Raw genomic sequence first — 24,542 nt, 5'->3', positions numbered from 1 at the left:
CGCGTAGCGGACTAATAAGCGAGGTGAGACAACTATGTTATCTGTACATCAAGTCCGGTTCGACTACGACCAGCAACCGCTATTTGACAGCGTCTCGTTCGACGTGTCAACAGGCGAACGGGCCGTCTTGTTCGGCCAAAACGGGTCAGGGAAGACGACGTTGTTCAAATTGCTCGTCGGTGAACTGAGCCCTCAGGCCGGTCGAATCGAAGTAGCAGGAAAAGTCGGTGTCGTCGAACAGACCGTGTTTGTTGGGGATGGGACGACGCTCGCGTACGTCATGAAAGGTGACGGCGAACGGTTCCGTTTGTACGAAGAAGTCACATCAGGCGACACGGAGCGCGTGCTTGCGGTGTATGACGAGGCGATGGCGTGTGACGCTTTTGGACTCGAGGCCGAGGCAAACCAAGCGTTGAAACGAATCGGCATGGACGAAATGGGATTAAGACGGCTTTCTGACTTGAGCGGCGGCGAACAGACGCGGGCACAATTGGCCCGGCTTATGATGTGTCACGTCGACGTCGTCTTGCTCGACGAGCCGACGAATCATCTCGACGTCGACTCGATCGACTGGCTGACGCGCTGGGTGCGTGAGTTTCCGGGCACGGTGCTCGCCATCTCCCACGACCGCCAGTTCATCGATGACGTCGCAACGGTCATCCTTGAACTGAGTGACGGCGAGGTCGTCCGCTATCCGGGCAACTATAGCGCCTATAAGCAGCAAAAAGCCGAGGAACGGGTGCGTGACGAGCGGGCCCACGCGCGCTATGTGGCGCGCAAGTCGGAACTGCTCGATATGATCGCCCAGTACAAAGGCTGGCACTTGAAGGCGAAAGCGACGGCGAGCGTCCGCAGTCCCGGTGCCCAGAAAGGAGCGGCGAACCTTGCCGTCAAGATGAAAGCAAGGGAACGAAAACTCGACCAGCTCGAACAAGGGCGTCCCGACAAACCGAAAGACGCGGCTCGCGTTTCGGTCCGCTTCCAAGCGGAACCGCTTGAGGCAAAGACATGGATCACGGTCGAGAACGTCGCGTTCGGATATGACGAGCCGTTGTTCGAGCATCTTTCGTTCACGTTCAATCGGGGCGACCGTCTGTCGATCGTCGGACCGAACGGGAGCGGCAAGACGACGCTGTTGAAGCTGCTTTTAGGGCAGCTTGAGCCAAACGAGGGTGCTGTGCATCGCCATCCGAAACTGAAAATCGGCTACTTCTCACAGACGCTCGAGCGGTTGCCCGAGGATGGGACGCTGCTTGACGCACTATTATCCGCGAGCGACATTCCGGAGACGGAAGCGCGGACGCTCCTGGCCCATTTCTTGTTCCGTCGTGACGACGTCTATAAACCGATGCGTGAGGCGAGCATGGGCGAGAAGTGTCGGATCGCATTCCTCATCCTTTATTTCTCGGACGCAGACATGCTCGCGCTCGATGAACCGACGAACTATTTAGACGTCGCGACACGCGAACAGATCGAGGCGGCCTTATCGATCTACCGGGGCGGTCTCATCCTCATCTCGCACGACCGGACGTTCCATCAGCTGACGGACCGGACGATCGAGCTCGGCGAGACGGTGCGGATTTTAGAAGCCGGACAAGACACGCCCCCCATCGACGTCGAAGCGACGATTCAGACGCTCGAGGCGCTGACGAGCGACGAACAAAAATTTGTCGACGAGGCAGGAAACGTGAAGCCGTTTGACGAATCGGAACAAATGAGACGAAACGAGTAGGAGTGGAGAATAATGAAGGAAGAAGTTCGGTCATCACGGGCCGCGTCAAGGAAACGAAAACGGTTGTTACGGTTAGCGACGGCGGTCTTGTTGATCGCTTCATTGATCGGTGTCATCGCGTTCGCGGCGTACATCGATTCGCAAAAGCAGACGGCGCTGCCTGAGTCGGACAATATCTCGACAAAAGAAGTCGATAGCGGGACAGAGGCGGAACCTGAAGAGGAAGCGACTGAAGAAGAGCCGAGTGAGAACGTCGTCTACATCGCGACACCGTACACGAAAGTGTATGCCGATGATCGTGTGACCGTTCTATATGAGGCGGATCTTGGAGACCGGTTCGAACGGCTCGAAGCAGTCAGTGGATTCGTCAAACTTCAGTTGAACGAGCGGACGACCGGATGGGTGACGGAAGCGCGTGTGACCGAGGAAGCGACTAGCGTCTCGGACGATGAGGTGAAACAGGCGTGGCAAACGGTCGTGCCGACGGCTTCAGCGTCTGCCTTGGACTGGCTCGGACAAGACGTAGCGACGGTCCGGTCGACACTCGGGGCACCGGCGTCCGTCCAGCGCGACCAAGTGAACGAGTACCACTTTTATAACGGCTTCTTTTTAATGGTGCGTGACCAACGAGTGAAAGCGATCGATTGGGACCGTCAGACGGCCGTGACGCCTGAACTTGAGGCGGCGAGCGCCCAAAGTGCGGGCAGCTGGTATGACGGGGAGACGCTTCAATTGAAGCTGTTCCCGTATAACGGGGTCATGCGGGTCCGAATCGAACAAAAATAAGTGCTGGCGTCGAGAGGGTGCATCCTGTCGGCGCTTCTTTTTTCAATTTCATTCAAACGAACATTTGAATGATGGGGAGAAAAGGGATATAATGAAAGGAGAGAGGAGCGATGACGCATGGAACAACATGATCATGGCCACGAAGGCCACCACCACACAACGAATCAACGAGCATTACTGCTAGCATTTCTGTTGATCGTCACGTTCATGGTCGTCGAAGTCATCGGCGGTCTGTGGACGAACAGCCTAGCGCTCTTATCGGATGCGGGGCACATGCTCGGCGACGCGGCAGCGCTCGGGCTCAGTTTCTTGGCGGTCCGGTTCGGCGCCCGGAAGGCGACACCGAACCAGACGTTCGGGTACCGCCGCTTTGAGATTTTGGCGGCGTTCGTCAACGGATTGACGCTCCTTGTCATCTCAGGTTATATCATCATCGAGGCGTATAAGCGCTTGTTCGCGCCACCAGAGATTTTAAGCGGCGGCATGCTCGCCATCGCCGTCATCGGGTTGCTCGTCAACGTGCTCGCGGCGTGGATCTTGATGCGCGGCGAGCGGGACAACTTGAACGTCCGAAGCGCGCTCCTGCACGTGTTCGGAGACTTGCTCGGATCGGTCGGGGCCATCACAGCGGCGCTGCTCATTCTAATGTTCGGGTGGACGCTCGCTGATCCAATCGCCAGTATGTTCGTCGCACTCCTCATCTTGGTGAGCGGGTACCGCGTGACCCGGGACGCCGTCCATATTTTGATGGAAGGGGCGCCTGACAAAGTCGACGTCGTGGCGATGCAGCGTGACCTTGCGACCGTCGAAGGGGTCAAAGAAGTGCATGACCTCCACGTCTGGTCGATCACGTCTGAGGAGTACGCCGTCACGTGCCACGTGTTGATCGATAAAACGACAGATGATCAACGCGTGCTGCACGATGTGACGGAGCGGATGAAGCAGTACGGGTCGTTCGGTCGTTCGACCGTTCAAATCGAACGAGAGACGGCACACTGCGAGGAACGAACGATCTGGTAAACGCACGAGCGGTCCCTGACAAGAGTCGGGGACCGCTTTTGTTATGGTTTCAGGACGACTTTGACGCAGTCGTCTGCAAACATAAAATAGGGACTCACAAAGGAGTCCCGGTGCCCGCGATGTCGATGACGACGATCTCGGGTGGATTGAAGATACGCGGTACGCTGACTGTGTAGTTGAAGCCGCGGCCGATGATATGGGTGAACGAATCGTGTTCATACAGGCCACCCGCATATTTTGGGAAGAAGCCTTGGTCAGGCGCGTAAAGCCCGTTCAACAGATAAGGGATACGGACCTGGCCGCCATGGGCGTGGCCCGACAAGACGAGGTCAAACGGAAGCTCGGCGTACGTCTCGACTTGTTCCGCCCGGTGGGACAAGAGCAGGCTGAACGTGTCGTCCGTTTCGACGTCGTCAAGTGCCGTCAAGACGTCTTGCTCCCAGTTCCCGTATATGTTTTCGGCGTACGTGCGAAGCGGGTCCTCGACGCCGCCGATGATGAGCTCGACCCCGTTGACCGTCACGGTCTCGGCTTCGTTCTCGAGCACGATCACACCAAACGAACGAAACACGTCTTTGACGTCGTGCCGGACGAAATCACTTGATTCATCAATTTCATGGTTGCCGGTGACGAAATACATCGGGGCGATCCCTTGTAGCCCTTCGATCAGTTCGAAAGCGGCGTCTGGTGAGCGGTATCGGTCGAGCAAATCACCGGGAAGCGCGATCAAGTCAGGTTGCTGCTCACGAACTTTCTCAATCAGATTTTTTTGGTCCTCGCCATACGAATAGCCGTGCAAATCCGAGAGGAGGATGACGCGTAACGATTGACCAGTTTCGAGCTTATCGGTCGTCAGCTCGTACTCTCTAATCGTCAGCCCGTTGTAAAGAGCGGCGAACAGAAAGACGACCACGATGGCGAACGTGATGTACTTTCGTTTTCCTTTTAGCATCGTGTCCCTCCTCGGTCGGATGTTTGTCTCTTCATTCTACTCTGTTAATAGGTATGGACGCAAAAAAAAGCCCGCTCATATTGGAGCGGGCGGGGGATTAGGCGACGTTTGTCGTCAATTTGACGTCGACGTTGCCGCGTGTCGCTTTCGAGTACGGGCACACTTGGTGCGCTGCTTCGACGAGACGCTCAGCAGTTGCTTGGTCGACACCTTTGATTTCGACTTCGAGCTCGACCGAGATGAAGAAACCTTCGTCGTTCTGGTTGAGTGTGACGTGGCCAGTGACGCTCGTGCCATCTGTCTTGACGCGCTCTTTACCGATGACGAGGTTCAACGCGCTGCCAAAGCAAGCTGCGTATCCGGCTGCGAACAATTGCTCAGGGTTCGTCGACTCTTCTGCTTGTTTCGCTCCTGGCATCGCGACGTTCAAGTCGATGACGCCGTCCGTAGATGTGACGCGACCTTCGCGGCCACCGAGAGCTGTTGCTGAAGCTGTGAATAGTGGTTTCATAATTTAATTCCTCCGTTTCGTTTTTAACAATTAAGTTGTGCACAATCTAATTATAGGGCAGTCAAACAGATATTCAAGTGATATGCTTGACCTAAGACTTTAGCCGGAGGAATTTATATGAAAAGTTCGTTAACATTAGAGCATCAGATTTGCTTTCAGCTCTACACCGCCTCAAAAGAATTGACACGTTTGTATCGGCCGATCTTAGCGCCGCTCAAACTCACATATAGCCAGTATTTGGTCATGCTCGTTTTATGGGAAGAAGATCACATCGATTTGAAACAGCTCGGGGAACGGTTAACGCTTGATTCGGGTACGCTGTCACCGCTCATCAAACGGTTGACCCAGCTCGGGTATGTGGAGAAAGTTCGGGCGACCGAGGATGAGCGCCGGGTGTTGGTGTCGCTCACTGCGTCGGGCAGCGCACTGCGTGAGCAGGCCGAGGACGTGCCAGTCAAAGTGAGTGGTATGCTAAATATAGACGAAGCGACTTATTTCGCTTATATGGAGATGCTTATCGATATCAAATCGCGTCTGCGTGAATTCGGTGAGCAACAGGGCTAGGTTCTCACGAAAGGAGACGATATGTTTCGTAAACTGTTTATTCTATTGATCGGGATTGGTCTATATACGGCTTGGAACTATGAGGTGCCGAACGTATCGGCGCCGACGAGCGTCCAGGTGCAGTCGACGGAAGTGGTGGAAGAGGGCGTCGCGACCGACGCCCCGCAGTTCGCGAGCCAATATACCGGTCACGACTGGTATTTGCTCGAGAAAAATGGCGACCGGACGCTTGAGCTCGTCGACGAGGATGGTGCCAAAAAAGGGCAATACCAATTCGAGTCGGGCAGTACGTTCGAAGGGCTCGTCCTTGATCAGACGACACGACAACAAGTCGAGAACATCGGCTTCGACGAAGTGAAGTCTTATGATAAAGGGTTGAAACGTTACTTGATCCCGGACGATCCTTCGTTCTCGGTCTATGCGATGAACGGCAATTACGTCACGATGTTCTTTGACCAACATGACGAAGACAAGCTGAAAGGCATCCTTTCGGTTGAACGGAGCGTCGAGGAGTCGAGCGCCGGGTATTATGGAGACGTCTCGGCCGAGAGCATCGTGTCCAACGAGACGCTCATGCGTATGCTCATGAACTGGGACCGTCAAAAGTTTGGGTTATCCGCACTCGCTGACTATGAGCCGCTGCTCCCGGTCGTCCGGGCGCATAGTGAGAACATGGCAGTGAACAACTTCTTCAGCCACATCGACCCCGAAGGACGCGACCCGTTCGAACGGATGAATGAGGCCGGACTTGCCTACTCGCTCGCCGGGGAGAACTTGGCGATGGGGCAGATGAGCGTCTTTCACGCTCACTGGGGGCTGATGAACTCGCTCGGTCACCGCGAGAATATCTTGAAGCGGGACTTCACGCACGCCTCGGTCGGCCTCGTCTATAATGACGACAACAGCCCGTTCTATACGATCAACTTCATCACGCCGCGATAAAAGGATGGTCTGCCCTAGAGGGGCGGACCATCCTTTTTAGCGGTCAGAGCAGGCGTTTCACCGCTCGCTCGATCTCGTCCGGTGTCGTCTGCGGTGAGAACCGTTCGATGACGTTGCCTTTCCGGTCGACGAGGAACTTCGTGAAGTTCCATTTGATCGCTTTCGAGCCGAGCAGGCCAGGTGCTTCTTTCGATAAGTATTGGAAGAGCGGGTGGGCGTCTTTGCCGTTGACGTCGACTTTCGAGAACATCGGGAACGTCACGCCGTAGTTCAATTGACAGAACTCGCTGATCTCTTCGTTCGAGCCCGGGTCTTGGTTGCCGAACTGGTTGCACGGGAAGCCAAGAATATGGAAACCTTGACCTTGATAGCGCTCAAATAGCTTTTCAAGGCCGTCTAATTGAGGTGTGAAGCCGCACTTGCTCGCCGTGTTGACGATCAAGAGGACGTCCCCCTCGTATTTGGATAAAGGCTGTAGCTTGCCGCTCATGTCGGCTGCTTCGTACTGATAGATCATCATCTGATTCCCCCTTTTTTATGTTCATTATAGCAAGCCGTTCGATCGCGAACGACTTTGAAGCGGTTGTCCGCAATCAAATTGTCACGAAACGATGAGGTCGCTGTTACAATGAAATCAAACGGAACCCGTATAATGAATCGGTGTAGAAAGGAAAGGTGTTATGTACATATTGAAAAATGAATTCATTTGGATCGCGTTGATCCTGATCGGCTTGTTCGTCTCGAGTGCGACGCCGTACTCAGACCAAAGCATTGTCTCACCGCTCGATCGCTTCGATTGGACGTGGGCCGAACCAATCCTCTCGACTGTCGACTTCGACTACGCCGGCAGCCCGGTTTCGCTCGAAGACAAAGGAAGCGCCGGCTTGATCGAATTCCTCATTCGGAAAGCGGCACACTTCACGGTCTTCTTTGCCTTAGGTGCGTTGTTCGTCAAAGCCGTGTCGCGGACGAGACTGAACGCGTGGCTCGTGTTGTTGTTCGCTTGGGCGCTCGCGAACACGGTCGCCATCTTTGATGAGTTTCATCAGAGTCTGACCCCGGAACGCACCCCGCTCATTCAAGATGTCGTATTAGACAGCTTCGGCGCTTGTTGTGGCGTCCTGCTCTTCGGTGGCTATTATCTGTTCGTCAGAAAGCGTAACAAACACCAACGGAGAGGTTATGTATCGGTCAGGTAGATAAAAAATAGTATAGGTCATTATTTGAAAAGCGCTTTCATAAAGCGTTTTTCTTTTTTACTAAATTCATATTTTGTGACAATTTGTTGATTGAGCCCGTTAAATACCCACGTTTTAGCGAGGATAAAACCTAAATCAGGTCAATGTAACGCGAATGAAATATAAGTGTAAAATAACTTTGGGTTTAGATTGCTATAATGAGTCACAGGGCGAGACGGATTCTCGCAAAACTATACAGAACTCATTCATCTATTATTCTATAGAAATTCACACGACTCAGCGGAGGTAAGCACATTGATTAACTTGAAGAAACTTGCAGCAACCGTCACTTTAGGCGCTCTTCTAATCAGCGGCACGACACCTGGTTTTGCAGCGTCACTTACAGACAAGCAAAAAAAGGTCCAACAGCAGCAACAAAAGAATAGCACTGAGCAGAGCAAAGCGAACTCTTCGATCCAATCACGCGAAAAAGCGATCAGCAAAGAGCAGCAAGAAATCAATAAGCTAGACGCTGAACTCCAAGACGTCATCAACGACGTCGCACAAAAGAAAGCTGAGATCCGTGCTACGCAAGAAAAAATTGCCGCGCTTGAAAAACAAATCAAGCAGTATGAAGCAAAAATGAAAGCACAAGAAGAACTTATGAAAGAGCGCATGGCAACGATGCAAAAGAACGGCGGCGGGTCGATCGACTGGGCTGAGTTCATCTTCGGATCAAAAGACTTCGGTGACTTGCTTACTCGTATGATCACAGCAGGTACGATTCAAGAGAACGACAAGCAGATTTTTGAAGAGTACCAGGCGACGAAAGAAAAGCTTGCGACAGCACAGGCTGAATTGAAAGCCGAGCGCGACGCTCTCGTTAAACAAAAGCAAGAACTTGAAGCACGTAAAACAGCACTCGACAAGAAAATGAAAGAGCGGGCGGCTAAAGTCAAGAAGCTCAACGCTGAGAAAATCAAGTTCGAATCGAAATTGATGAGTTTGAAAGAAATGGAATCAACGCTCCAAGCACAAGAAGCTTCAATCAAGGCAGAAATCGAAGCACAACGTCGTGCGGCTGAAGAAGCGAAACGTAAAGCGGCTGCGGAAGCGGCGGCAGCTGCAGCAGCAGCGAAACAACAAAAGCAACAAGGTTCGTCAAGCAAGCCGAGCGCGTCAGCGGCAACACCTGTAGCGGCGGCACCGGCAAGCGGCGGCATGTTCCAACGCCCTGCTAGCGGCCGTCTCACACAACCTTTTGGACCTGCAAGTGGTGTGAACGGTTATACGTTCCACAACGGTCTTGATATCGCGGCACCGGTCGGCACACCGATCTATGCAGCGCAAACAGGTACGGTCACGACGGCAGGATGGGGCGGCGCCTACGGGAACCACATCATCATCACGCACGTCTTGAACGGACAAGTTTGGACGACGGTCTACGCTCACTTGAGCTCGGTGTCGGTATCGGCTGGCCAACGTGTCTCGCAAGGTCAGAACATCGGCGGCATGGGTAGCACAGGTAACTCGACTGGTTCGCACTTGCACTTCGAGATTCACCGTGGCGGTTACTCGTACTCGTCTTCGAGCGCGGGCAGCACGGTCAACCCAGCTTCATTCTTCTAAACGTATACAAAAAGTGATCGACGAACGCGTCGATCACTTTTTTATTGCCTGATAAGCGATAAACGTCAGCAAGGCGGCCCCGATGACGCTCAGCAAGAGCGTGTCGAGATTCGGGTCGGCGAAGACGCTCATGCCACCGACGATCAGCATGTAGGCAACGATCGAGCCGACGAAGACGGTCGACACGACCGAACGGACTCGTTTCGGGATTTGCTTCCACCAGTTCCTCATAAAAATCGCCTCCACCTATTAGTATAGGGGAGGCGGGATGATTCATCTAGCGAGCCGGATCCACGAAGATTCCATGATCGGCCGGTAGCCGACTTCTTGATAAATCTTGTTTGACGTCGGGTTGGTCAAATCGGTGTAGAGCGTGCAGAACGATTTCGTTTCGAGCAATCGGCGACTGAGCTCGGCGACGAGACTGCGGGCGTATCCGTTTCCGCGTTTCGCAGGAGCCGTGTAAACGAAAGACACCCTTTCTGTATATGTATGAAAAACGGGCAAACCGTGAGGCCTGCCCGTTGTCTAGCTCGTAACTCGTTAAGCGATGTCTTCGCGCGCTTTCGCGTCGTCGAGCAAGTTCGTGTTGCGTTTGAAGTAATGGACGATTTTGGCGATGGCGCCGTCACCTGTGACGTTCGTCGCCGTACCGAAGCTGTCTTGCGCCAAGTAGAGCGCGATGACGAGGCTTTGCATCGTCGCATCGAATCCGAGGATCGACCCGAACAATCCGAGTGATGCCATGACGGCCCCACCAGGAACACCTGGCGCCGCGATCATCGTCACGCCGAGGGCGAGGATGAACGGGAGGACGATCGCGTATGACATCGGCATGCCGTTCAAGTACATGAGGGCGACACCGACTGATGTGAGCGTGATCGTCGAGCCTGATAAGTGGATCGTCGCGCAGAGCGGGACGACGAAGTTGGCGACGCCTTCATCGACTTTGTTCAATTTTGCCTGACGAAGCGTGACCGGGATCGTCGCGGCTGACGACTGTGTGCCGATAGCTGTGAAGTAAGCTGGCATCATCGTCTTGAGCAGTTTGAACGGATTCTCTTTATTGAGCCCGCCTGCGATTGAATATTGAATCATGAGCATCGTCGCGTGAAGGACGATGATCGTGACGAAGACGAGCGAGAACACCGACAAAATCTCGGCAACTTGGCCGGCGTACGTCATGTTCATGAAAATTCCGGCGATGTGGATCGGCAAAAATGGAATGATGACTTTACTAATGAGTAGTTCGATAATATCGCGGAAGTCCATGGCGAGGTCGAGTGAGCGTTTGCTCTCGATCGCGGCGATCCCGATTCCGATGACGAACGCGAGAATGAGCGCCGTCATGACACCGAATACCGGTGGAATCTCAAACTCCATGAAACCTTTCAAGAGTGCTTCTTCTGGGTTTTCAGCTGATGCCGTGCTGCGTGCTAAGATCTGTGGGAATAGGTTGCTCGTCGCGAAGTAGGCGAGTGTACCGGCAACGATCGTCGATAAGTAAGCAATCGCGGCCGTCAAGCCGACTAGTTTCCCGGCGCCTTTTCCAAGTTCCCCGATACCTGGAATGATGAAGGCGAGAATGATGAGCGGGATGGCGAAGCCTAAGAATTGTCCGAAGACCGTGTTGAACGTGACGAACGTCCGTACAATCCAGTTCTGGCTTTCTGGTACGATGCTACCGACTAATATCCCGAAAGCGATAGCGATGATGATACGGCCTAGAAGACCAATCCTTAATTTCAAATAAATCATCCTTTCTAAATGTTTGAATTGTTGCTATTTTCGCACATTTCCCTGCGTGTTGCCAGCCTATCTTCGAATTTTACTGAAGATTGACGTTTGACAACTTCTGAACAGGGTATCACAAAATGTTAGCGGGAAAAAGGAAGGGGTCTTCTCCTTTTCCTAATATACAAACGATGTTATGATTAATTTTGAACAGACGTAAAGGAGGGGTGACACGTGCAGGTACAACGAACAACGATTCACATTGCGGGGCAAGACTATACGATTGTTAGCGAGGAGTCAGCCGATCATGTGAGGGAAGTGGGCTTTCTCGTCGATAGTAAAATCCGCGAGATTCGTGAACAGTCCCCTCAGCTAGACGCTCGTCAGGCAGCGGTCCTCGCCGCCATCCAGATTGCGAGCGATCACGTCAAAACTAAACGAAATACGGGAGAATAAATCAATCCATGGTTACTTTACTTATACTGTTTTTCTTGTTTATCGGGATCATTAACGGCTTCCGCCGTGGAGCGATCCTCCAGCTCGGCCATTGGGTCGCGCTCATCATCAGTTTCTTTGTCGCCAACGCCTATTACCGGGATCTCGCCGAAGCGTTCAAGCTTTGGATTCCATATCCGTCACAACTTGACGGGACGTTACCGGGCGGTGTGCTCGACTTGAACTCACTGTCAGGCATCGAGATGATATTCTATAACGTTTTCTGGTTCGTCATCTTGTTCCTGATCACGAAGCTCGTCTTGCATCTCATCTTGTCGATGCTCGATTTCTTGACGGACTTGCCGATCTTGCGCCAATTGAAAGGCATCATCGGTGCCGTGCTCGGATTCTTCGAGTCATACGTCATCACGTTCTTCATCCTTTGGGTGATCGCGTTCGTCCCGATGGCGGGCGTCCAAAATGCGGTCGACAACTCGTCGCTCGCGACGTTCATCATCCAGGACACGCCATACCTATCTGACTGGTTCTCGAATAAGATGCTGTGACACGACAGGCCGGAATGCAAGCAAGCGCTTGTGTCTCGGTCTTTTCTGTATGAAAAAGGGGGAAATACGATGAATAAAGTTGAGGCGATGATGCTGTTAGAGAAAATCGCGCAATATATGGAGATCAAGGGTGAGAACCCGTTCAAAATCAACGCGTTTCGTAAAGCGGCGACGGCGCTCGAGAACACCGAGCTCGAACTCGACGACATTGATGATTTGACGACGATCTCAGGTATCGGTAAAGGAACGGCAGCTGTACTCGAGGAATGGCGCCAGACGGGACGGAGCGAGGTGCTCGAGTCGCTTCAAGAAGAGATTCCGTACGGCTTGATGAAGCTACTCAAAATTCAAGGGCTCGGCGGCAAGAAACTGGCTCAGCTAAGAGGGGTCGGCGTCGTCGACCTCGAGTCGCTCATCCGTGTATTGGAAGACGGCACGGCGTCAGAATTGCCGCGCTTCGGCACGAAGAGCGTCGAGAAGTTGCTCGCAGCAGCACGGAACTTGGAATCCCGTCCGGAACGCCTGTCGTACGCGATGATGCGCCCGGTCGTAGAAGAGATCAACACGGTGTTAGAAGGCGAGGCGCTCGTCCTCCGGCATTCGGTAGGGGGCAGTTTCCGCCGGGCCGAGGAGACGTGCAAAGACTTGGACTTCATCATCGCGACCGAGGAGCCTGTCGCTTTACGCGACAAACTGCTCGCGCTCCCGTTCGTCAATGAAGTCATCGCAGCCGGTGAGACGAAAGTGTCGCTCGTCTTAGAGCGCGAGGAGATGGTGTCGGTCGACTTCCGAATGGTCGAGCCCGGTGCTTTCGCGGCGACGCTCCACCACTTCACCGGCTCAAAAGACCATAACGTCCGCATGCGCCAACTCGCAAAAGCTAAGGGTGAGTCGATCTCCGAGTACGGGGTCGAGACCGCGGACGGCCTGTGGCAGCCGGAGACGGAAGCGGAGCTGTTCGAACGCTACGGCCTCCCGTTCATCCCTCCGGAGCTAAGAGAAGGGCACGCTGAGTTCGAGTACGACATCTCGAAGCTCGTCACGCTCGACGATATCAAGGCCGACGCGCATATGCACACGGTCTGGTCGGACGGGAAGCTGACGGTCGATGAGCTCGTCGCCGCGATGAAAGCGCGCGGTTACGAATGGATCGCCATCACCGACCACGGCAAGTATATGTCGTTCGTCAATGGGTTGACCGAGGAACGATTAGAAGCGCAAGCGGAAGAGATCCTTGCCGCGGCGAAAAAACACGATATGCACGTCTTGCGCGGTGTCGAGATGGACATCCGCCCAGACGGGACGCTCGACTACGAGCCTGAGTTTTTAGCGACGCTCGACTACGTCGTCGCCTCGATCCATTCGAAGATGGACCAAGGTGTCGACGAGATCATGGCGCGGCTCGAGAACGCCTGCCGTTCGCCTTACGTCAACGTCATCGCCCATCCGACCGGACGCTTGATCGGACGTCGTGACGGCTACCCGATCGACGAGGAGCGCTTGATCGCCCTCGCGAAAGAGACAGGGACGGCGCTCGAACTGAACGCCAACCCGAACCGTCTCGATTTGACCGCCTCGACGCTGAAGAAAGCGAAGGCGGCCGGTGTCAAACTGATGGTCAACACCGACACCCACCACCCTGATATGATGGAAGATATGGCACTCGGCGTCTTGCACGCAAGAAAAGCCTATCTCGAACCGTCAGACATTATTAACTGCCTCACGTTCGAAGAAGCGACAGCGTTCTTCGACGCGAAGCGACAGAAAGGAACATGCTAGATGGATCACGCGTTACGCGTATTAGAATATGAAAAGTTACGTCAACAGCTCGCCGTGCATGCGGCCAGCTCGCTCGGGAAAAACCGGGCGCTCAACATGCAGCCCGACTACTCGTACGACCGGGTACTCGCCAACTTGAACGTCACGCGCGAGGCGACCGAGGTCGTCCGGCTCCGGGACCGTTTGCCGCTCGGCGGGCTCTCAGACGTTCGCGCCGAAGTGAAACGGGCCGCCATCGGCTCGGTGCTCTCGACGAGCGAACTACTCGCCGTTGCCGCCGTCATGTACAGCGGCCGCCAAGTGAAGAACTTTTTTGAGAAGTTGCACGAGGACAACGAAGACATCCAAATCCCGCGCCTCGACGAATATGCCGAGCGCTTGACGAAGCTGATCGAGGTCGAGCAATCGATCCGTCACGCCATCGACGACCAAGGTACGGTCCAAGATTCGGCGAGCTCGCAACTGCGCGGTCTGCGGACGCAACTCCGCAGTTACGAAGGCAGTGTCCGTTCGCGGATCGACAACATCCTCCGCAACAACGCCAAGATGCTCTCAGACGCGATCGTCACGATCCGGAACGACCGCTTCGTCGTCCCGGTCAAGCAAGAGTATCGCCAAGCGTTCGGCGGGATCGTCCACGACCAGTCGGCGTCAGGGCAGACGCTCTTCATCGAGCCGCAAGCAATCGTCTCGATCAACAATGAGATCCAAGAAGTCCGCTTGAAAGAACGTTCGGAGATCGACCGCATCTTGACCGAACTGTCAAATCTCGTCGGCGGCGTAGCCGATTCCGTCGTGACAAACCTCGACGTTTTGGCCGAACTCGACTTCGTGTTCGCGAAAGTCGCGTACGGTCATCAACTGAAAGCGACGGAGCCGAAGTTGAACGACGCCCGCGAGATCAAACTGAAGCAGGCGCGTCATCCGTTCATCCCGCAAGACGAGGTCGTCCCGATCACGGTCGAGCTCGGGGAAGACTTCACGTCGCTCGTCATCACCGGACCTAACACGGGTGGTAAGACGGTCACGCTCAAGACGATCGGGTTACTGCAACTGATGGTCCAGTCAGGGCTCTACGTACCGGCCGAGTTCGGTACAGAGCTCTCGGTGTTCGACGCCGTCTACGCCGACATCGGTGACGAGCAGTCGATCGAGCAGAGCTTGTCGACGTTCAGCTCGCACATGACGAACATCGTCAGCATGCTCGACAAGGTCGACTTCATGTCGCTCGTCCTATTCGATGAGCTCGGTGCCGGGACTGACCCGCAAGAAGGGGCCGCGCTCGCCATCGCGATTCTCGATGAAGTGAAGCGGCGTGGGGCCCGCGTCGCGGCGACGACCCACTATTCTGAGTTGAAGGCGTACGCCTATAACCGGGACGGTGTCGTCAACGCCTCGATGGAGTTCGATATCGAGTCGCTCAGCCCGACGTATCGTTTGTTGATCGGTGTGCCGGGACGCTCGAACGCGTTCGAGATCAGCCGACGCCTCGGTCTGTCCGAACAAGTGATCGATAAGGCGCGGAGCCACGTCGGCACCGACGCCGAGTCGGTCGAATCGATGATCAACGAGCTCGAGTCGGCGAAACAACGCGCCGAGCAGCTCGAGCAAGAATTGATCATCAAACGTCACGACTTCGAACAAGAGCAAGCGGCGTTCGAGGCGAAGATGAGTGAATTCGAGACCGAACGCGACGTGATGTACGGCGAGGCCGAGGCTCGTGCCGAGAAGGCCGTCGAGAAGGCGAAGCGGGAAGCGAACGAAGTCATCGACCGGTTGAAGAAGCTACGCGCAGAAGGCATCGTCAAAGAGCACGAGATCATCGCCGCGAAGAAACAGCTCGAATCGGCGAAACCGACGCTCCAAGATAAAAAAATCCAAAAAGTGAAACAAAAAGCGCAACAAAAACGTACGTTCAGTAAAGGCGAAGAAGTGAAAGTGACGACGTTCAACCAAAAAGGGTATATCGTGAACCAGATCAACGACAACGAGTACAACGTCCAAGTCGGGATCATGAAAGTGAACGTCAAAGCGGACGACCTTCAAAAAGTCGGACCATCGAAAGAACAAGGACTCCAGTCGAAAGGCAGCTCGCTGAAGCGCCAGAGCTCGACGAAGTCGGAGCTCGATCTTCGTGGTGTTCGGGTCGAAGAAGGACTCTCGCGCCTAGACAAATATATCGACGAGGCGCTCGTGTCCGGATACGACAACGTCCGCATCATCCACGGGCTCGGTACGGGCGCGATGCGACAAGCGACGCAAGAATATTTGAAAGGACATCGTCACGTGAAGAGTCAGCGCCCGGGTGGTATGGGTGAAGGTGGACTCGGGGTCACGGTCGTCGAATTGAAGTGAGGGACGCATGATGATGGGGAACGTAACGTTTGGCGTGATGCTCGAATCGCTCGGCCTGTACACGATCGCCGGACTGATGATCGTCGTCGGGCTCGCCATCTTCGAGATGACGACGCCGTACAGTAACTGGCGCGAGGTTCAAAAAGGGAATATCGCCGTCGCGCTCGCGACCGGAGGCAAGGTCGTCGGCCTGGCCAACATCTTCCGTGTCGTCGAGAGCCATCACGAGCGGATGATTGACGTCTTGGTCGGGGGGAGCTTCGGCTTCTTCTTACTGCTCGTCACGTATTGGTTGTTTGAATTTTTGACGCCGTCGCTCAAAGTGAACGAGGAGATCGGGAAAGGCAATATCGCGGTCGGCTTGCTCGCGTTCATGCTCTCAATCGGGGTCTCGCTCGTCGTCGGCGCGGCGTTGGTGAGGTGAAGACATGGTATACGAACGATTGGCAAAGATTCTCTTTATCGGGGCCGGACTGTTTTTAGTGGCAGCGGTGCTATGGTTTGTCTTTTATTGAGTGAATAAACGGGAGAAGAGCGCTTCGGTGCTCTTTTTTTCGTACTATTGATTTGGGAATAAAGTAGGTGTACAAGGGAATGATATAGAGATAGGATGTAACGAATTTAGGATAAAGAGGTGTGGCCATTGTCGAACGGAGTAAATTTTTTTGAGTTGTTAGTGACGAATGCTGTAAAGTTACCGGGTGTAAAAGTCAATCGTGCAGAATTTTTAGTGAAAAGCTTCAGTAATAAAGTGAATTCGCCCCAGTTAACCGAAATTTTTGAACGAGGACCGATTCAAGCAAACGTTTCTCAAGAAATGGTCAGACGGGTCGCGAAGAAAATTGTCATGGATCGGACCTTTAAAAGTACGTCCGCTTCGTTTGTAGCCGGGGTGCCGGGTGGGATTGCGATGGCGGCGACGGTACCAGCCGACACTGCTCAATTTTTTGGAGTGGCGCTCCGCTTGGCGCAAGAAATCGGCTATTTGTACGGGTACGAGGATTTTTGGGATGGAGATCAACTAGATGTTGAGCGAGTGAGCGGTGATTTGATTTTATTTTTAGGCGTGATGTTTGGAGTCGGAGGAGCGACGGCGACAATCAAAGTGTTATCGTCGGAGCTATCAAAGCAGGCGTTAACGAAAATTCCAAATAAAGCGTTAACGAAAACGATTTACTACCCGATTTTAAAAAAAATGGGGGGATATGTCGGGGTGAAGCTCACGAAAAAAACGTTCGCACAAAGTGTTTCCAAGATTATTCCGATTGCGGGTGGGGTCATTTCGGGGTGGATTACCTATTCATCTATGACTCAAATGGGACACAGATTAGTGAATGCGCTTGAAGATAACATCGACGTTTCTTACGATGAGTTCGTCACGAGCTTTGAAGAAATGAAGCGAGAAAACCCTGATATCGTTGATGTGGATTTTCTCGTGTTAGAAGGTCGAGTGTAAGCCGATCAAACTTCGAAAGGGTCATGCCTGAATGTCGTGCATGAAGCACTCCAAGCAAAATAGGGTTTAGGAAAAGTGACGTTTGTAGATGTCGCTTTTTTTAGTTGAACGTATGGATGCTATGTAGAATGGTTTTTGAATATTCGTTTTGGTGACGGAGGAGAAACGCTCGGAATAGGGAAAAGAGTAGGAGGGATATGGCGCAACCACGAATGAAAAGAAGGAGTGAGGACGATGAAACAGTTCGAAATTGAATTCCACATGATCAATGATGAGGTGTTGACGCAAGTCGTCGAGGCAGATAGTCGTTATGCGGCACTTGAAGCCATCTATCAGTCGTTCCGGCATGCTTCGGACGGCTTCGTCCAGTTCGAGGATGAATGGATCATTTTCCTTGATCATGTCGTGTATGTGAAGGCGTTTGAGATTGTGGAGTAGGAGGCAGCTATGGTGAAACATAAGTGGAGTGAAAGAATAAGATTCAAATTTAACATTAACTACGGAGAACTATAACACAAGTAAATGATGTGTTTACGTTTGACGAAAATAATTTCAATTGAAAGCGATAATAAAAGTGTTAGCAAGTTGTCTGATCCTGCTTCTAATTTCTGTTTCTGAATAGGGCATGTAGATAAGTGTAGCTATATTTGAATGGAAGAAGATTAATTTTAGCAAATTAATGGATGATTTTACAGGAAATGTGGATGGGTTCGTATAGGTGATACGGACTTCATGATATATTCAAGTAGAACTTAAAAAGGTCACGTTGAAAACTAAGACCCCAGAAAAATAAAAATGAATGAGGAGTGATTTTTTTGGGCTTTTTTAAATCCATTAAGAATTTATTTGTATCTTCTACTGAGGTTCTAGCAACAAAAAAAGTTAAAATAAGAATGATCGCTAATAATAAATATTATAAAAGTGTAGATGAACATTTATTTAAAAAGGAACACTCCCTAGATTTAGTAACAGAAACCGATGCAAGTTGGTCTAGTTTTTTTTCGGTTAATAAAGTGGACCCCAAGTTAATCGGATTCAATAAACGTTCTAAGAAGAAATATCGTCTTTTATTTAAAACTGAAGAACAGATTATCGCATATGCAGCATATACGATTGAAATTGTGAATAAAGAGGGAATAAAGCGAATCATATATAAAGATACTCCACTTGAAAAAATGTCAATCGTAGATGCAAATAACAGGAATGTTATTTTAAGAGATAAAAACAAAATAGCTCACATTAATTTAGAAACGGCTCAAGCTTCCATTTACAATTTTTCATGGCAGCCATTTTCAAGTGCTGTGGGTGACAACTACTGGTTAATAGGGACAAGACAAACGTATGAAGGCCCTGGTGAATTGTATATGTTTGGCGCAGATGGTGAACTAAAATGGGCAATAAACTTTATTGAACCACCTATGCAGACTATGTTTAGAGCGGTACATGTCACTGCTTATCATTTAAAGGTATCATCGGATTACAGTGATATTTTTGTTTCTAGTATGGATAGACTCTATCGAATTACTCCAGATGGAGAATTAAAAGCGAGAATCGCTATTTCGGAATTAAAAGAAGGTGAATTGAGGAGTAAACATGAAGAAACCCAAAAATCTCTATCTACCCCACCAAAAGATAGGGATGAAGCAATAGGGAGAATAGCAAGTGAACTAGCTGAATCGTTTATGTCTAACATGAAGAGGTTGACTTTTAATTCTCCGTTCACAGGTTTTGCTCATGATCCATCAACAGATATGATATTTATATTAGAGAGTGAAGGAAGAGTCACTGGTTGGGATTCAAGTGGTGAGCTAGTTTGGACATATACGTTTAAAGAAAAAGGAAGATTTATTTCATGGTTGGATGAAAAGCTCATTCTTTCCTTCGAAACTGGCGAGATTTTCTGGTTAAATAGGGACGGATATTATGAGTATAGTGCCAAATTGCCGAAGGAAGCATGGACTATATCTAACATTCCTAATCTCTCTAAGTATCTTATTGTTTGTAAAGATAACAGATTATACGAACTCGATAAACTGAGTGGTGACTTACTAGTAGGAACCACAGGTCATCCTGGTATGGAGTTATTTACATCTTCAAAACATCTTATCTTCTTTGACGGTGAACACGACAGAGCCGGTTACTTATGGCTTTCTCCGATTAATCAACAATGGACTATCTTCGAAAAAATTGAAGTGAATGACAATGAAAACGAAAATCACCAACTGTTAAATGGCATTGCTCCAGAAATTAAAGAAACAGTCCCTTTTAAGGAAATATGGAGCCTGCAAAGGGCAGATGAAAATGAAGCCTTTGGTACGAGAATTGTGGATTTCAAAAACCGGAGAATTTTCGTCAGCGAACGACCGGATTTTGATGTGAGAAAAGTATACGAGAATGTGAAAGACGAAAAGGAAAGGCAAAAAATATTTGATGCACAAGATTTAGTATGTTACGACTTTCAACAAAATAAACTATGGTCAAAACGTTTCTACAATTATCTGTTTTCGGTGTTTTTAAGTCCTGATTCCGAACAATTATTTATAGGAGTACCTTTGAAAGATAATGTTTCATACGAGCCTGGATATATAGTATTACTCAATAAAGATGGGGGAAATGAAGGGGAAATTAAAGCTCCTGCACATGGTTTTCATATTGATTTTCAATCACATGAAGAAGCGATTATTACATTTTCGACGGAACGTGGTGAGGATTCAAGGATTTACAGGCTTTATAAAGTTAGAACAGGCAAATGGGAATTGGGAGAGCAACTTGATAAAAATCAGGTACAGAATGATTTTGGGGCTGGATTAAACGATATAGATATAAATAATTTCTCACTTAGAAGAATCGATAAAAAGAAATATATATGTCGGTGCGGAGAAAGTGAACTTGAGCTTAAACTTAATGCAGCGATATATGAGGCATATACTACTGATCAAGAAAACCTATTGATTAGGGTTGGTAATAAGACTCTTATTAGATATGATTCCAACTTAAATAAATTATGGGTAGTTAAGACTGAAAGTGCTGCAATAAAAACTGTCATTGGCTCTGAAACTTTAATAGTTGTTTCAAAGGAAGATATAACCTCATATGGTTTAGATAATGGTCAGACAAACTGGAGAATATCAGCTCCGCCAAAGTCTGTCCTAAACGATATCTTTTGGTTAGAAAATCTTAATAAATATGTATGGTTTAGTGGAAATAATCAAGAATTTTATGTGGCATCCCTTAACGAACAAGGTAGTATACTAAATAGTCAATTGTTTAGTGATTTATTATTATATAACCAGACGAGATTTGATGAGGAACAAAATCTACTTATTATTCAAAAATCTAATTTAATCGAAGGGTATAGGATAGATTAAATAATAAGGAGTGATTTCAATGTCTCAATTCAATAAACTAGTCCGCGACCGTATCCCTGAAATTATTCATGAAGCAGGGAAAATCCCTGTCGTCAAACATCTCAATCAAGCTGAACATTTTGAACAAGCACGCTTGAAGCTCTATGAAGAAATCAAAGAGTACGAAGAGACGAACATCGACGAAGAATCACTGGAAGAACTTGCCGACATTTTAGAACTCGTCTATACACTCGGGAAGATGCACGGCGCGAGTATTGAAGAATTAAATCGCATCCGTGAAGAGAAGTGCGAGAAGCGGGGCGGTTTCGAAAAAGGTCTCTTCTTGGAAGAGGTCCTAGATCATGAGTGAGTTACGTCTGTACACCAGTCATTTACGAATTCCATTACAGAATCAAATCGACGCGGCGACTGAAATTTATATGGTCGTCGCGTTTGCACAAGTATCGGGCGTTCAAGAGATTGCGTCTTCACTTAAAATGGCGGTCATGCGCGGTGCCCAAGTCCGTATTTTGATTGGGGATTACCTCTATTTGACGAACCCAGATGCGCTCGAGATGCTCATGGAAATCGATGGGGTTGAGCTGCGACTTTATCGTTCGAATGGTCAATCGTTCCATCCGAAAGCCTATTTGTTCCGCACTGAAGAGAGCGGAACGTTCTTTGTCGGCTCGTCCAATCTGTCGCACAGTGCCTTGAATCAAGGCGTTGAATGGAACGTCGAGATTCCGGCAAGCATCTCAGAAGACGTGTTCGAGCAATCGGTCGACGCTTTCCACGAGCTGTTTTATAGTGAGTATGCTCAAATCATGAATCCAATCTCGTTACAGCCTTATCGCGAAGAGTATATGGCCCGGCAAGAGCGGATGAAGGAAGCTGAACAAGTAGCAGAGGCAACTCCGGTATATATCGAGGACGACACGATCACGCCGAACACCGTCCAAGATGCCGCCTTAAAGGCGTTACGTGAAACGATAGAAGAGGGCAGACGGAAAGCGATGCTCGTGCTCGCTACCGGTTTAGGGAAGACATATTTAAGTGCCTTCTTCGCTCGACAGTTCAAACGGGTGCTCTTCATTGCTCATCAAAAAGAAATTCTGCTTCAAGCTGAGGCTTCTTATAAGAAAGTCTCGACTGAATGGAAAACGGGATTATTGCTCGGTGGTGACTCGAGAGGGGAAACGACAGCGGACGTCTTGTTCGCGTCGATTCAAACGTTGGCCTCGAAACATCGGATGCAACAGTTCGCGCCTGATCAGTTCGATTTGATAATCGTCGACGAATTCCATCACTCGGCCGCACCATCCTATCGCCGCGTCCTTGACTATTTCGAGCCGAAGTTCTTGCTCGGATTGACGGCGACACCGGACCGACTGGATGGGGGAGACGTTTACGCTCTCTGTGATGACAATGTCGCCTATCAAATGCACTTTACTGAAGCGATTGAAGAATCTTACTTAACACCGTTTCATTATGTCGGCATTTATGATGAAATCGATTATTCGCAAATTCGATTGATCAATGGTCGCCGTTATGACCAGGACGAACTATTGGCTGAACAGTTAAAGGAAAGTGTCGCTCAAAAAATCTTCGAAGCGTGGCAGATGCATCACCAGACGCGTGCGCTCGGATTCTGTTCTTCGGTCGCTCAAGCCGAATATTTAGCCGACTACTTCCGCCTCCAAGGCGTTCAAGCCGTCGCCTTACATAGCCAGACCGAATATGACCGAGCGGACGTCATCAAACAATTGAAGCAAGGACATCTTGATATCATCTTCGCGGTGAACTTGTTCAATGAAGGCGTAGACATTCCTGAAATCGATACGTTGTTGTTCTGCCGTCCGACCGAATCGTTGACGGTCTTCACGCAACAGATCGGTCGAGGACTCCGTTTGTTGAGCGGGAAGACGCATTGCACCATCATTGATTTGATCGGGAACTACAAGAACATCGACAAGAAGTTGGCGCTCTTGACGACAAAACGACAATCGATTGTCAAGGCACTCCCTACAGAAGACGCTTTACCGGATGGATGCACAATCGAATTTGATTTGCATGCCATCGATTTGTTGAAGCGGATGGTGACTCGATCTTCAACCCGCCAGCAGCAGTTAGAACGGAACTACTTCATGGTGAAAGAGGAGCTTGGAAGACGACCTAGTTATATGGAGTTGATTCAACGAGGCGAGTACTCGATGGACGCCTATCGCTCTCTATGGAAGAAAGACGGGGGATACTTCGGTTTCTTGAATCGAATTAGTGAGTTGGGAGAGGAAGAAAGTCATCTGTCCGAAGGTGCTAAATCATTGTTAGTCGAAGTTGAATACACCGACATGACGAAGAGTTATAAGATGATTGTGCTATCGCTCATGTTGAACCGTGGGCTAGAAGGATGGCTCGGACCACTTTCAGCGAACGAGGCAGCTCGGCCGTTTTATGACTTCATCAATGCAATCCCGTACCGTCAACAAATCGATGGGCAGACAAAAGACTTCCAATCACCGTTCCATCAGCAAAGAATCGAAAAGTTACTGTTACGGATGCCATTTGATAAAATAGCTAAAGGACCGTTTTTTGTGTCTGAGGAAGCATTACATATCGAGCAAAACGAAGCGTATGCTCATCCTCTGGTTTACGAATGGGTCAGTCAAATCGTTGAAGTTCGACTGCATCACTACTTCAGTCGGAAAGCTTCAGAGTGAGGATGGCATGATTATGGAAGATCGACTTAAGCAATTAATTCAGTACATAGATGAGTTCGATAGGCAGGGACCTTACAAAATGAACGTACTGAAGATAATGTTAGAGCGAGGTTATGAGGATTGGCATGCTCCAATATCGATAACTGAACTCGCAAGACCTTATTATGATTTGGTTAGCAAACAACACAGTACTTATCTTCTCAAGAATATAAGTAAGGACTTTACAACTCCTTTTTCACAAGCAAAAGTGGAAAGACATTTAAGAACACTCCCATTAAAGTATCTATCGACTACTTCTACTAGAATAAGCAATATTTCTCCACCCTTTGAATTAGTTGATAATATGTTTTATGTGAGGGAAGAATATCGTATTGATGGCAAAGCGGCTCTTGATAGAATTATTAACGTAGTGGAACAAAAGTTTGAAGAGTATTTAGAAGTATATAGTGAAAGGTGAGGGATAACTTGAAACGCGCACTACTTCGCAAAATCCAATTCGCCCTCCAGCACTACGGTGGGACGGCGTCATTGAAAGAAATCTACGACTATATCGAAAAGTCGTATTATCAACTCGAGCTCGATCGCTACAAAGATTGGAAGGCTCACGTCAACAAACAGATTCGCGCCCATTCGAGCGATTCAGCCAGCTTCAATGGCAAAGATGACTTGTTTTATGCCACGGGAAATAAAGGCATCTGGGGCCTTCGCCAACCGAATACCTAACCGAAAGCGGAACCATTTCAGTTGGTTCCGCTTTCAAAGTTTACAATACGTCACACCCCCTTGTCACAGAATGTTCAATCCTGTAAACTTCGAAACAGTGTGAAAAAAATGTA

The 24,542-nt window shown here is 50.1% G+C and carries 25 protein-coding genes; 19 read left to right on the top strand and 6 right to left on the bottom strand.

What is annotated here, in order from left to right; translation table 11 throughout:
- Nucleotides 1-34: 34 nt before the first annotated feature.
- The 3 genes from abc-f to EVJ26_RS02540 all read left to right on the top strand — a co-directional run bounded on the left by abc-f (nucleotide 35) and on the right by EVJ26_RS02540 (nucleotide 3,538).
- Nucleotides 35-1,732 carry a ribosomal protection-like ABC-F family protein gene (gene abc-f, locus EVJ26_RS02550; protein WP_131469678.1) on the top strand — a complete coding sequence of 566 codons (1,698 nt, stop codon included), beginning with the start codon at nucleotides 35-37 and terminating at the stop codon, nucleotides 1,730-1,732.
- A 12-nt stretch (nucleotides 1,733-1,744) separates the two neighbouring features.
- Entirely contained in the window at nucleotides 1,745-2,518 is a 774-nt protein-coding gene (locus tag EVJ26_RS02545) for a hypothetical protein (protein ID WP_131469677.1), read from the top strand.
- Between the two features lie 117 nt (nucleotides 2,519-2,635).
- Complete coding sequence (locus EVJ26_RS02540; protein WP_131457510.1) at nucleotides 2,636-3,538, top strand: cation diffusion facilitator family transporter; 903 nt, start codon at nucleotides 2,636-2,638, stop codon at nucleotides 3,536-3,538.
- Nucleotides 3,539-3,632: 94 nt separating this feature from the next.
- Here EVJ26_RS02540 and EVJ26_RS02535 read toward each other — a convergent pair whose 3' ends face one another.
- Together EVJ26_RS02535 and EVJ26_RS02530 are read right to left on the bottom strand one after the other, a co-directional pair.
- Entirely contained in the window at nucleotides 3,633-4,490 is an 858-nt protein-coding gene (locus tag EVJ26_RS02535; protein ID WP_131457508.1) for a metallophosphoesterase, read from the bottom strand.
- A 97-nt stretch (nucleotides 4,491-4,587) separates the two neighbouring features.
- Entirely contained in the window at nucleotides 4,588-5,001 is a 414-nt protein-coding gene (locus EVJ26_RS02530) for an organic hydroperoxide resistance protein (protein ID WP_131469676.1), read from the bottom strand.
- Nucleotides 5,002-5,118: 117 nt separating this feature from the next.
- Here EVJ26_RS02530 and EVJ26_RS02525 point away from each other — a divergent pair, with 117 nt between their 5' ends.
- Nucleotides 5,119-5,565, top strand: coding sequence for a MarR family winged helix-turn-helix transcriptional regulator (locus EVJ26_RS02525; RefSeq protein ID WP_131469675.1), 447 nt, complete (start codon nucleotides 5,119-5,121; stop codon nucleotides 5,563-5,565).
- 21 nt (nucleotides 5,566-5,586) lie between these two features.
- Nucleotides 5,587-6,507, top strand: coding sequence for a CAP domain-containing protein (locus EVJ26_RS02520; RefSeq protein WP_131469674.1), 921 nt, complete (start codon nucleotides 5,587-5,589; stop codon nucleotides 6,505-6,507).
- A gap of 43 nt (nucleotides 6,508-6,550) precedes the next feature.
- Here EVJ26_RS02520 and EVJ26_RS02515 read toward each other — a convergent pair whose 3' ends face one another.
- Entirely contained in the window at nucleotides 6,551-7,027 is a 477-nt protein-coding gene (locus tag EVJ26_RS02515) for a glutathione peroxidase (protein WP_070327773.1), read from the bottom strand.
- Between the two features lie 160 nt (nucleotides 7,028-7,187).
- On the opposite strand from EVJ26_RS02515, the gene EVJ26_RS02510 reads away from it, so the two are divergent.
- Nucleotides 7,188-7,706 (top strand): VanZ family protein, encoded by a 519-nt coding sequence (locus EVJ26_RS02510; RefSeq protein WP_131457500.1) that lies wholly within the window; start codon nucleotides 7,188-7,190, stop codon nucleotides 7,704-7,706.
- Between the two features lie 294 nt (nucleotides 7,707-8,000).
- Nucleotides 8,001-9,314, top strand: coding sequence for a murein hydrolase activator EnvC family protein (locus EVJ26_RS02505; RefSeq protein WP_131457498.1), 1,314 nt, complete (start codon nucleotides 8,001-8,003; stop codon nucleotides 9,312-9,314).
- Nucleotides 9,315-9,347: 33 nt separating this feature from the next.
- Here the strand turns inward: EVJ26_RS02505 and EVJ26_RS02500 are convergent, their stop codons facing one another.
- From EVJ26_RS02500 to EVJ26_RS02490, 3 genes are read right to left on the bottom strand one after another with little or no spacing between them, the layout of a single operon-like run.
- Complete coding sequence (locus EVJ26_RS02500; RefSeq protein ID WP_236634136.1) at nucleotides 9,348-9,545, bottom strand: hypothetical protein; 198 nt, start codon at nucleotides 9,543-9,545, stop codon at nucleotides 9,348-9,350.
- Between the two features lie 42 nt (nucleotides 9,546-9,587).
- A complete protein-coding gene (locus EVJ26_RS02495) occupies nucleotides 9,588-9,821 on the bottom strand; it encodes a GNAT family N-acetyltransferase (protein ID WP_255569956.1) in 234 nt (77 codons plus the stop codon).
- Nucleotides 9,822-9,857: 36 nt separating this feature from the next.
- Nucleotides 9,858-11,072, bottom strand: coding sequence for a dicarboxylate/amino acid:cation symporter (locus EVJ26_RS02490; protein ID WP_131457494.1), 1,215 nt, complete (start codon nucleotides 11,070-11,072; stop codon nucleotides 9,858-9,860).
- 210 nt (nucleotides 11,073-11,282) lie between these two features.
- Between EVJ26_RS02490 and zapA the strand changes: the two genes are divergently transcribed.
- From zapA to EVJ26_RS02430, 12 genes are all read left to right on the top strand, one after another.
- Nucleotides 11,283-11,504, top strand: coding sequence for a cell division protein ZapA (gene zapA / locus EVJ26_RS02485; protein ID WP_016508139.1), 222 nt, complete (start codon nucleotides 11,283-11,285; stop codon nucleotides 11,502-11,504).
- An 8-nt stretch (nucleotides 11,505-11,512) separates the two neighbouring features.
- Nucleotides 11,513-12,049, top strand: coding sequence for a CvpA family protein (locus tag EVJ26_RS02480; RefSeq protein WP_131457492.1), 537 nt, complete (start codon nucleotides 11,513-11,515; stop codon nucleotides 12,047-12,049).
- A gap of 69 nt (nucleotides 12,050-12,118) precedes the next feature.
- Nucleotides 12,119-13,828, top strand: a complete 1,710-nt coding sequence (gene polX / locus EVJ26_RS02475) for a DNA polymerase/3'-5' exonuclease PolX (protein ID WP_131469673.1) — start codon at nucleotides 12,119-12,121, stop codon at nucleotides 13,826-13,828.
- Entirely contained in the window at nucleotides 13,829-16,183 is a 2,355-nt protein-coding gene (locus tag EVJ26_RS02470; RefSeq protein WP_131468602.1) for an endonuclease MutS2, read from the top strand.
- Between the two features lie 7 nt (nucleotides 16,184-16,190).
- A complete protein-coding gene (locus tag EVJ26_RS02465) occupies nucleotides 16,191-16,607 on the top strand; it encodes a DUF350 domain-containing protein (RefSeq protein WP_131457486.1) in 417 nt (138 codons plus the stop codon).
- Nucleotides 16,608-16,826: 219 nt separating this feature from the next.
- Complete coding sequence (locus EVJ26_RS02460) at nucleotides 16,827-17,639, top strand: bacteriochlorophyll 4-vinyl reductase (RefSeq protein ID WP_131457540.1); 813 nt, start codon at nucleotides 16,827-16,829, stop codon at nucleotides 17,637-17,639.
- Nucleotides 17,640-17,873: 234 nt separating this feature from the next.
- Entirely contained in the window at nucleotides 17,874-18,077 is a 204-nt protein-coding gene (locus EVJ26_RS02455) for a hypothetical protein (protein WP_131441029.1), read from the top strand.
- Between the two features lie 377 nt (nucleotides 18,078-18,454).
- Nucleotides 18,455-21,007, top strand: coding sequence for an ornithine cyclodeaminase (locus tag EVJ26_RS02450; RefSeq protein WP_131469672.1), 2,553 nt, complete (start codon nucleotides 18,455-18,457; stop codon nucleotides 21,005-21,007).
- A 19-nt stretch (nucleotides 21,008-21,026) separates the two neighbouring features.
- Nucleotides 21,027-21,356: a nucleoside triphosphate pyrophosphohydrolase gene (locus tag EVJ26_RS02445; protein ID WP_131469671.1), complete on the top strand. Its 330-nt coding sequence runs from the start codon at nucleotides 21,027-21,029 to the stop codon at nucleotides 21,354-21,356.
- Entirely contained in the window at nucleotides 21,349-23,706 is a 2,358-nt protein-coding gene (locus tag EVJ26_RS02440) for a DEAD/DEAH box helicase family protein (RefSeq protein WP_131469670.1), read from the top strand. Before EVJ26_RS02445 ends, EVJ26_RS02440 begins: the two co-directional genes overlap by 8 nt.
- A 13-nt stretch (nucleotides 23,707-23,719) precedes the next feature.
- Nucleotides 23,720-24,163 (top strand): hypothetical protein, encoded by a 444-nt coding sequence (locus tag EVJ26_RS02435; RefSeq protein ID WP_131441021.1) that lies wholly within the window; start codon nucleotides 23,720-23,722, stop codon nucleotides 24,161-24,163.
- An 8-nt stretch (nucleotides 24,164-24,171) separates the two neighbouring features.
- Nucleotides 24,172-24,429 (top strand): hypothetical protein, encoded by a 258-nt coding sequence (locus EVJ26_RS02430; RefSeq protein WP_070327754.1) that lies wholly within the window; start codon nucleotides 24,172-24,174, stop codon nucleotides 24,427-24,429.
- The last annotated feature ends 113 nt before the right edge of the window (nucleotides 24,430-24,542 follow it).

Source organism: Exiguobacterium sp. SH3S1 (assembly GCF_004337105.1).
Taxonomy (GTDB): domain Bacteria; phylum Bacillota; class Bacilli; order Exiguobacteriales; family Exiguobacteriaceae; genus Exiguobacterium; species Exiguobacterium aurantiacum_A.
The sequence above is the reverse complement of the archived record's forward strand: the minus strand, read 5'-3'. Positions and strand labels throughout refer to the sequence as shown.

Coding starts and splice junctions, on each gene's coding strand:
- abc-f (WP_131469678.1), top strand. CDS start 35: ATGTTATCTGTACATCAAGTCCGGTTCGACTACGACCAGCAACCGCTA.
- EVJ26_RS02545 (WP_131469677.1), top strand. CDS start 1,745: ATGAAGGAAGAAGTTCGGTCATCACGGGCCGCGTCAAGGAAACGAAAA.
- EVJ26_RS02540 (WP_131457510.1), top strand. CDS start 2,636: ATGGAACAACATGATCATGGCCACGAAGGCCACCACCACACAACGAAT.
- EVJ26_RS02535 (WP_131457508.1), bottom strand. CDS start 4,490: ATGCTAAAAGGAAAACGAAAGTACATCACGTTCGCCATCGTGGTCGTC.
- EVJ26_RS02530 (WP_131469676.1), bottom strand. CDS start 5,001: ATGAAACCACTATTCACAGCTTCAGCAACAGCTCTCGGTGGCCGCGAA.
- EVJ26_RS02525 (WP_131469675.1), top strand. CDS start 5,119: ATGAAAAGTTCGTTAACATTAGAGCATCAGATTTGCTTTCAGCTCTAC.
- EVJ26_RS02520 (WP_131469674.1), top strand. CDS start 5,587: ATGTTTCGTAAACTGTTTATTCTATTGATCGGGATTGGTCTATATACG.
- EVJ26_RS02515 (WP_070327773.1), bottom strand. CDS start 7,027: ATGATGATCTATCAGTACGAAGCAGCCGACATGAGCGGCAAGCTACAG.
- EVJ26_RS02510 (WP_131457500.1), top strand. CDS start 7,188: ATGTACATATTGAAAAATGAATTCATTTGGATCGCGTTGATCCTGATC.
- EVJ26_RS02500 (WP_236634136.1), bottom strand. CDS start 9,545: ATGAGGAACTGGTGGAAGCAAATCCCGAAACGAGTCCGTTCGGTCGTG.
- EVJ26_RS02490 (WP_131457494.1), bottom strand. CDS start 11,072: ATGATTTATTTGAAATTAAGGATTGGTCTTCTAGGCCGTATCATCATC.
- EVJ26_RS02480 (WP_131457492.1), top strand. CDS start 11,513: ATGGTTACTTTACTTATACTGTTTTTCTTGTTTATCGGGATCATTAAC.
- polX (WP_131469673.1), top strand. CDS start 12,119: ATGAATAAAGTTGAGGCGATGATGCTGTTAGAGAAAATCGCGCAATAT.
- EVJ26_RS02470 (WP_131468602.1), top strand. CDS start 13,829: ATGGATCACGCGTTACGCGTATTAGAATATGAAAAGTTACGTCAACAG.
- EVJ26_RS02465 (WP_131457486.1), top strand. CDS start 16,191: ATGATGATGGGGAACGTAACGTTTGGCGTGATGCTCGAATCGCTCGGC.
- EVJ26_RS02455 (WP_131441029.1), top strand. CDS start 17,874: ATGAAACAGTTCGAAATTGAATTCCACATGATCAATGATGAGGTGTTG.
- EVJ26_RS02445 (WP_131469671.1), top strand. CDS start 21,027: ATGTCTCAATTCAATAAACTAGTCCGCGACCGTATCCCTGAAATTATT.
- EVJ26_RS02440 (WP_131469670.1), top strand. CDS start 21,349: ATGAGTGAGTTACGTCTGTACACCAGTCATTTACGAATTCCATTACAG.
- EVJ26_RS02435 (WP_131441021.1), top strand. CDS start 23,720: ATGGAAGATCGACTTAAGCAATTAATTCAGTACATAGATGAGTTCGAT.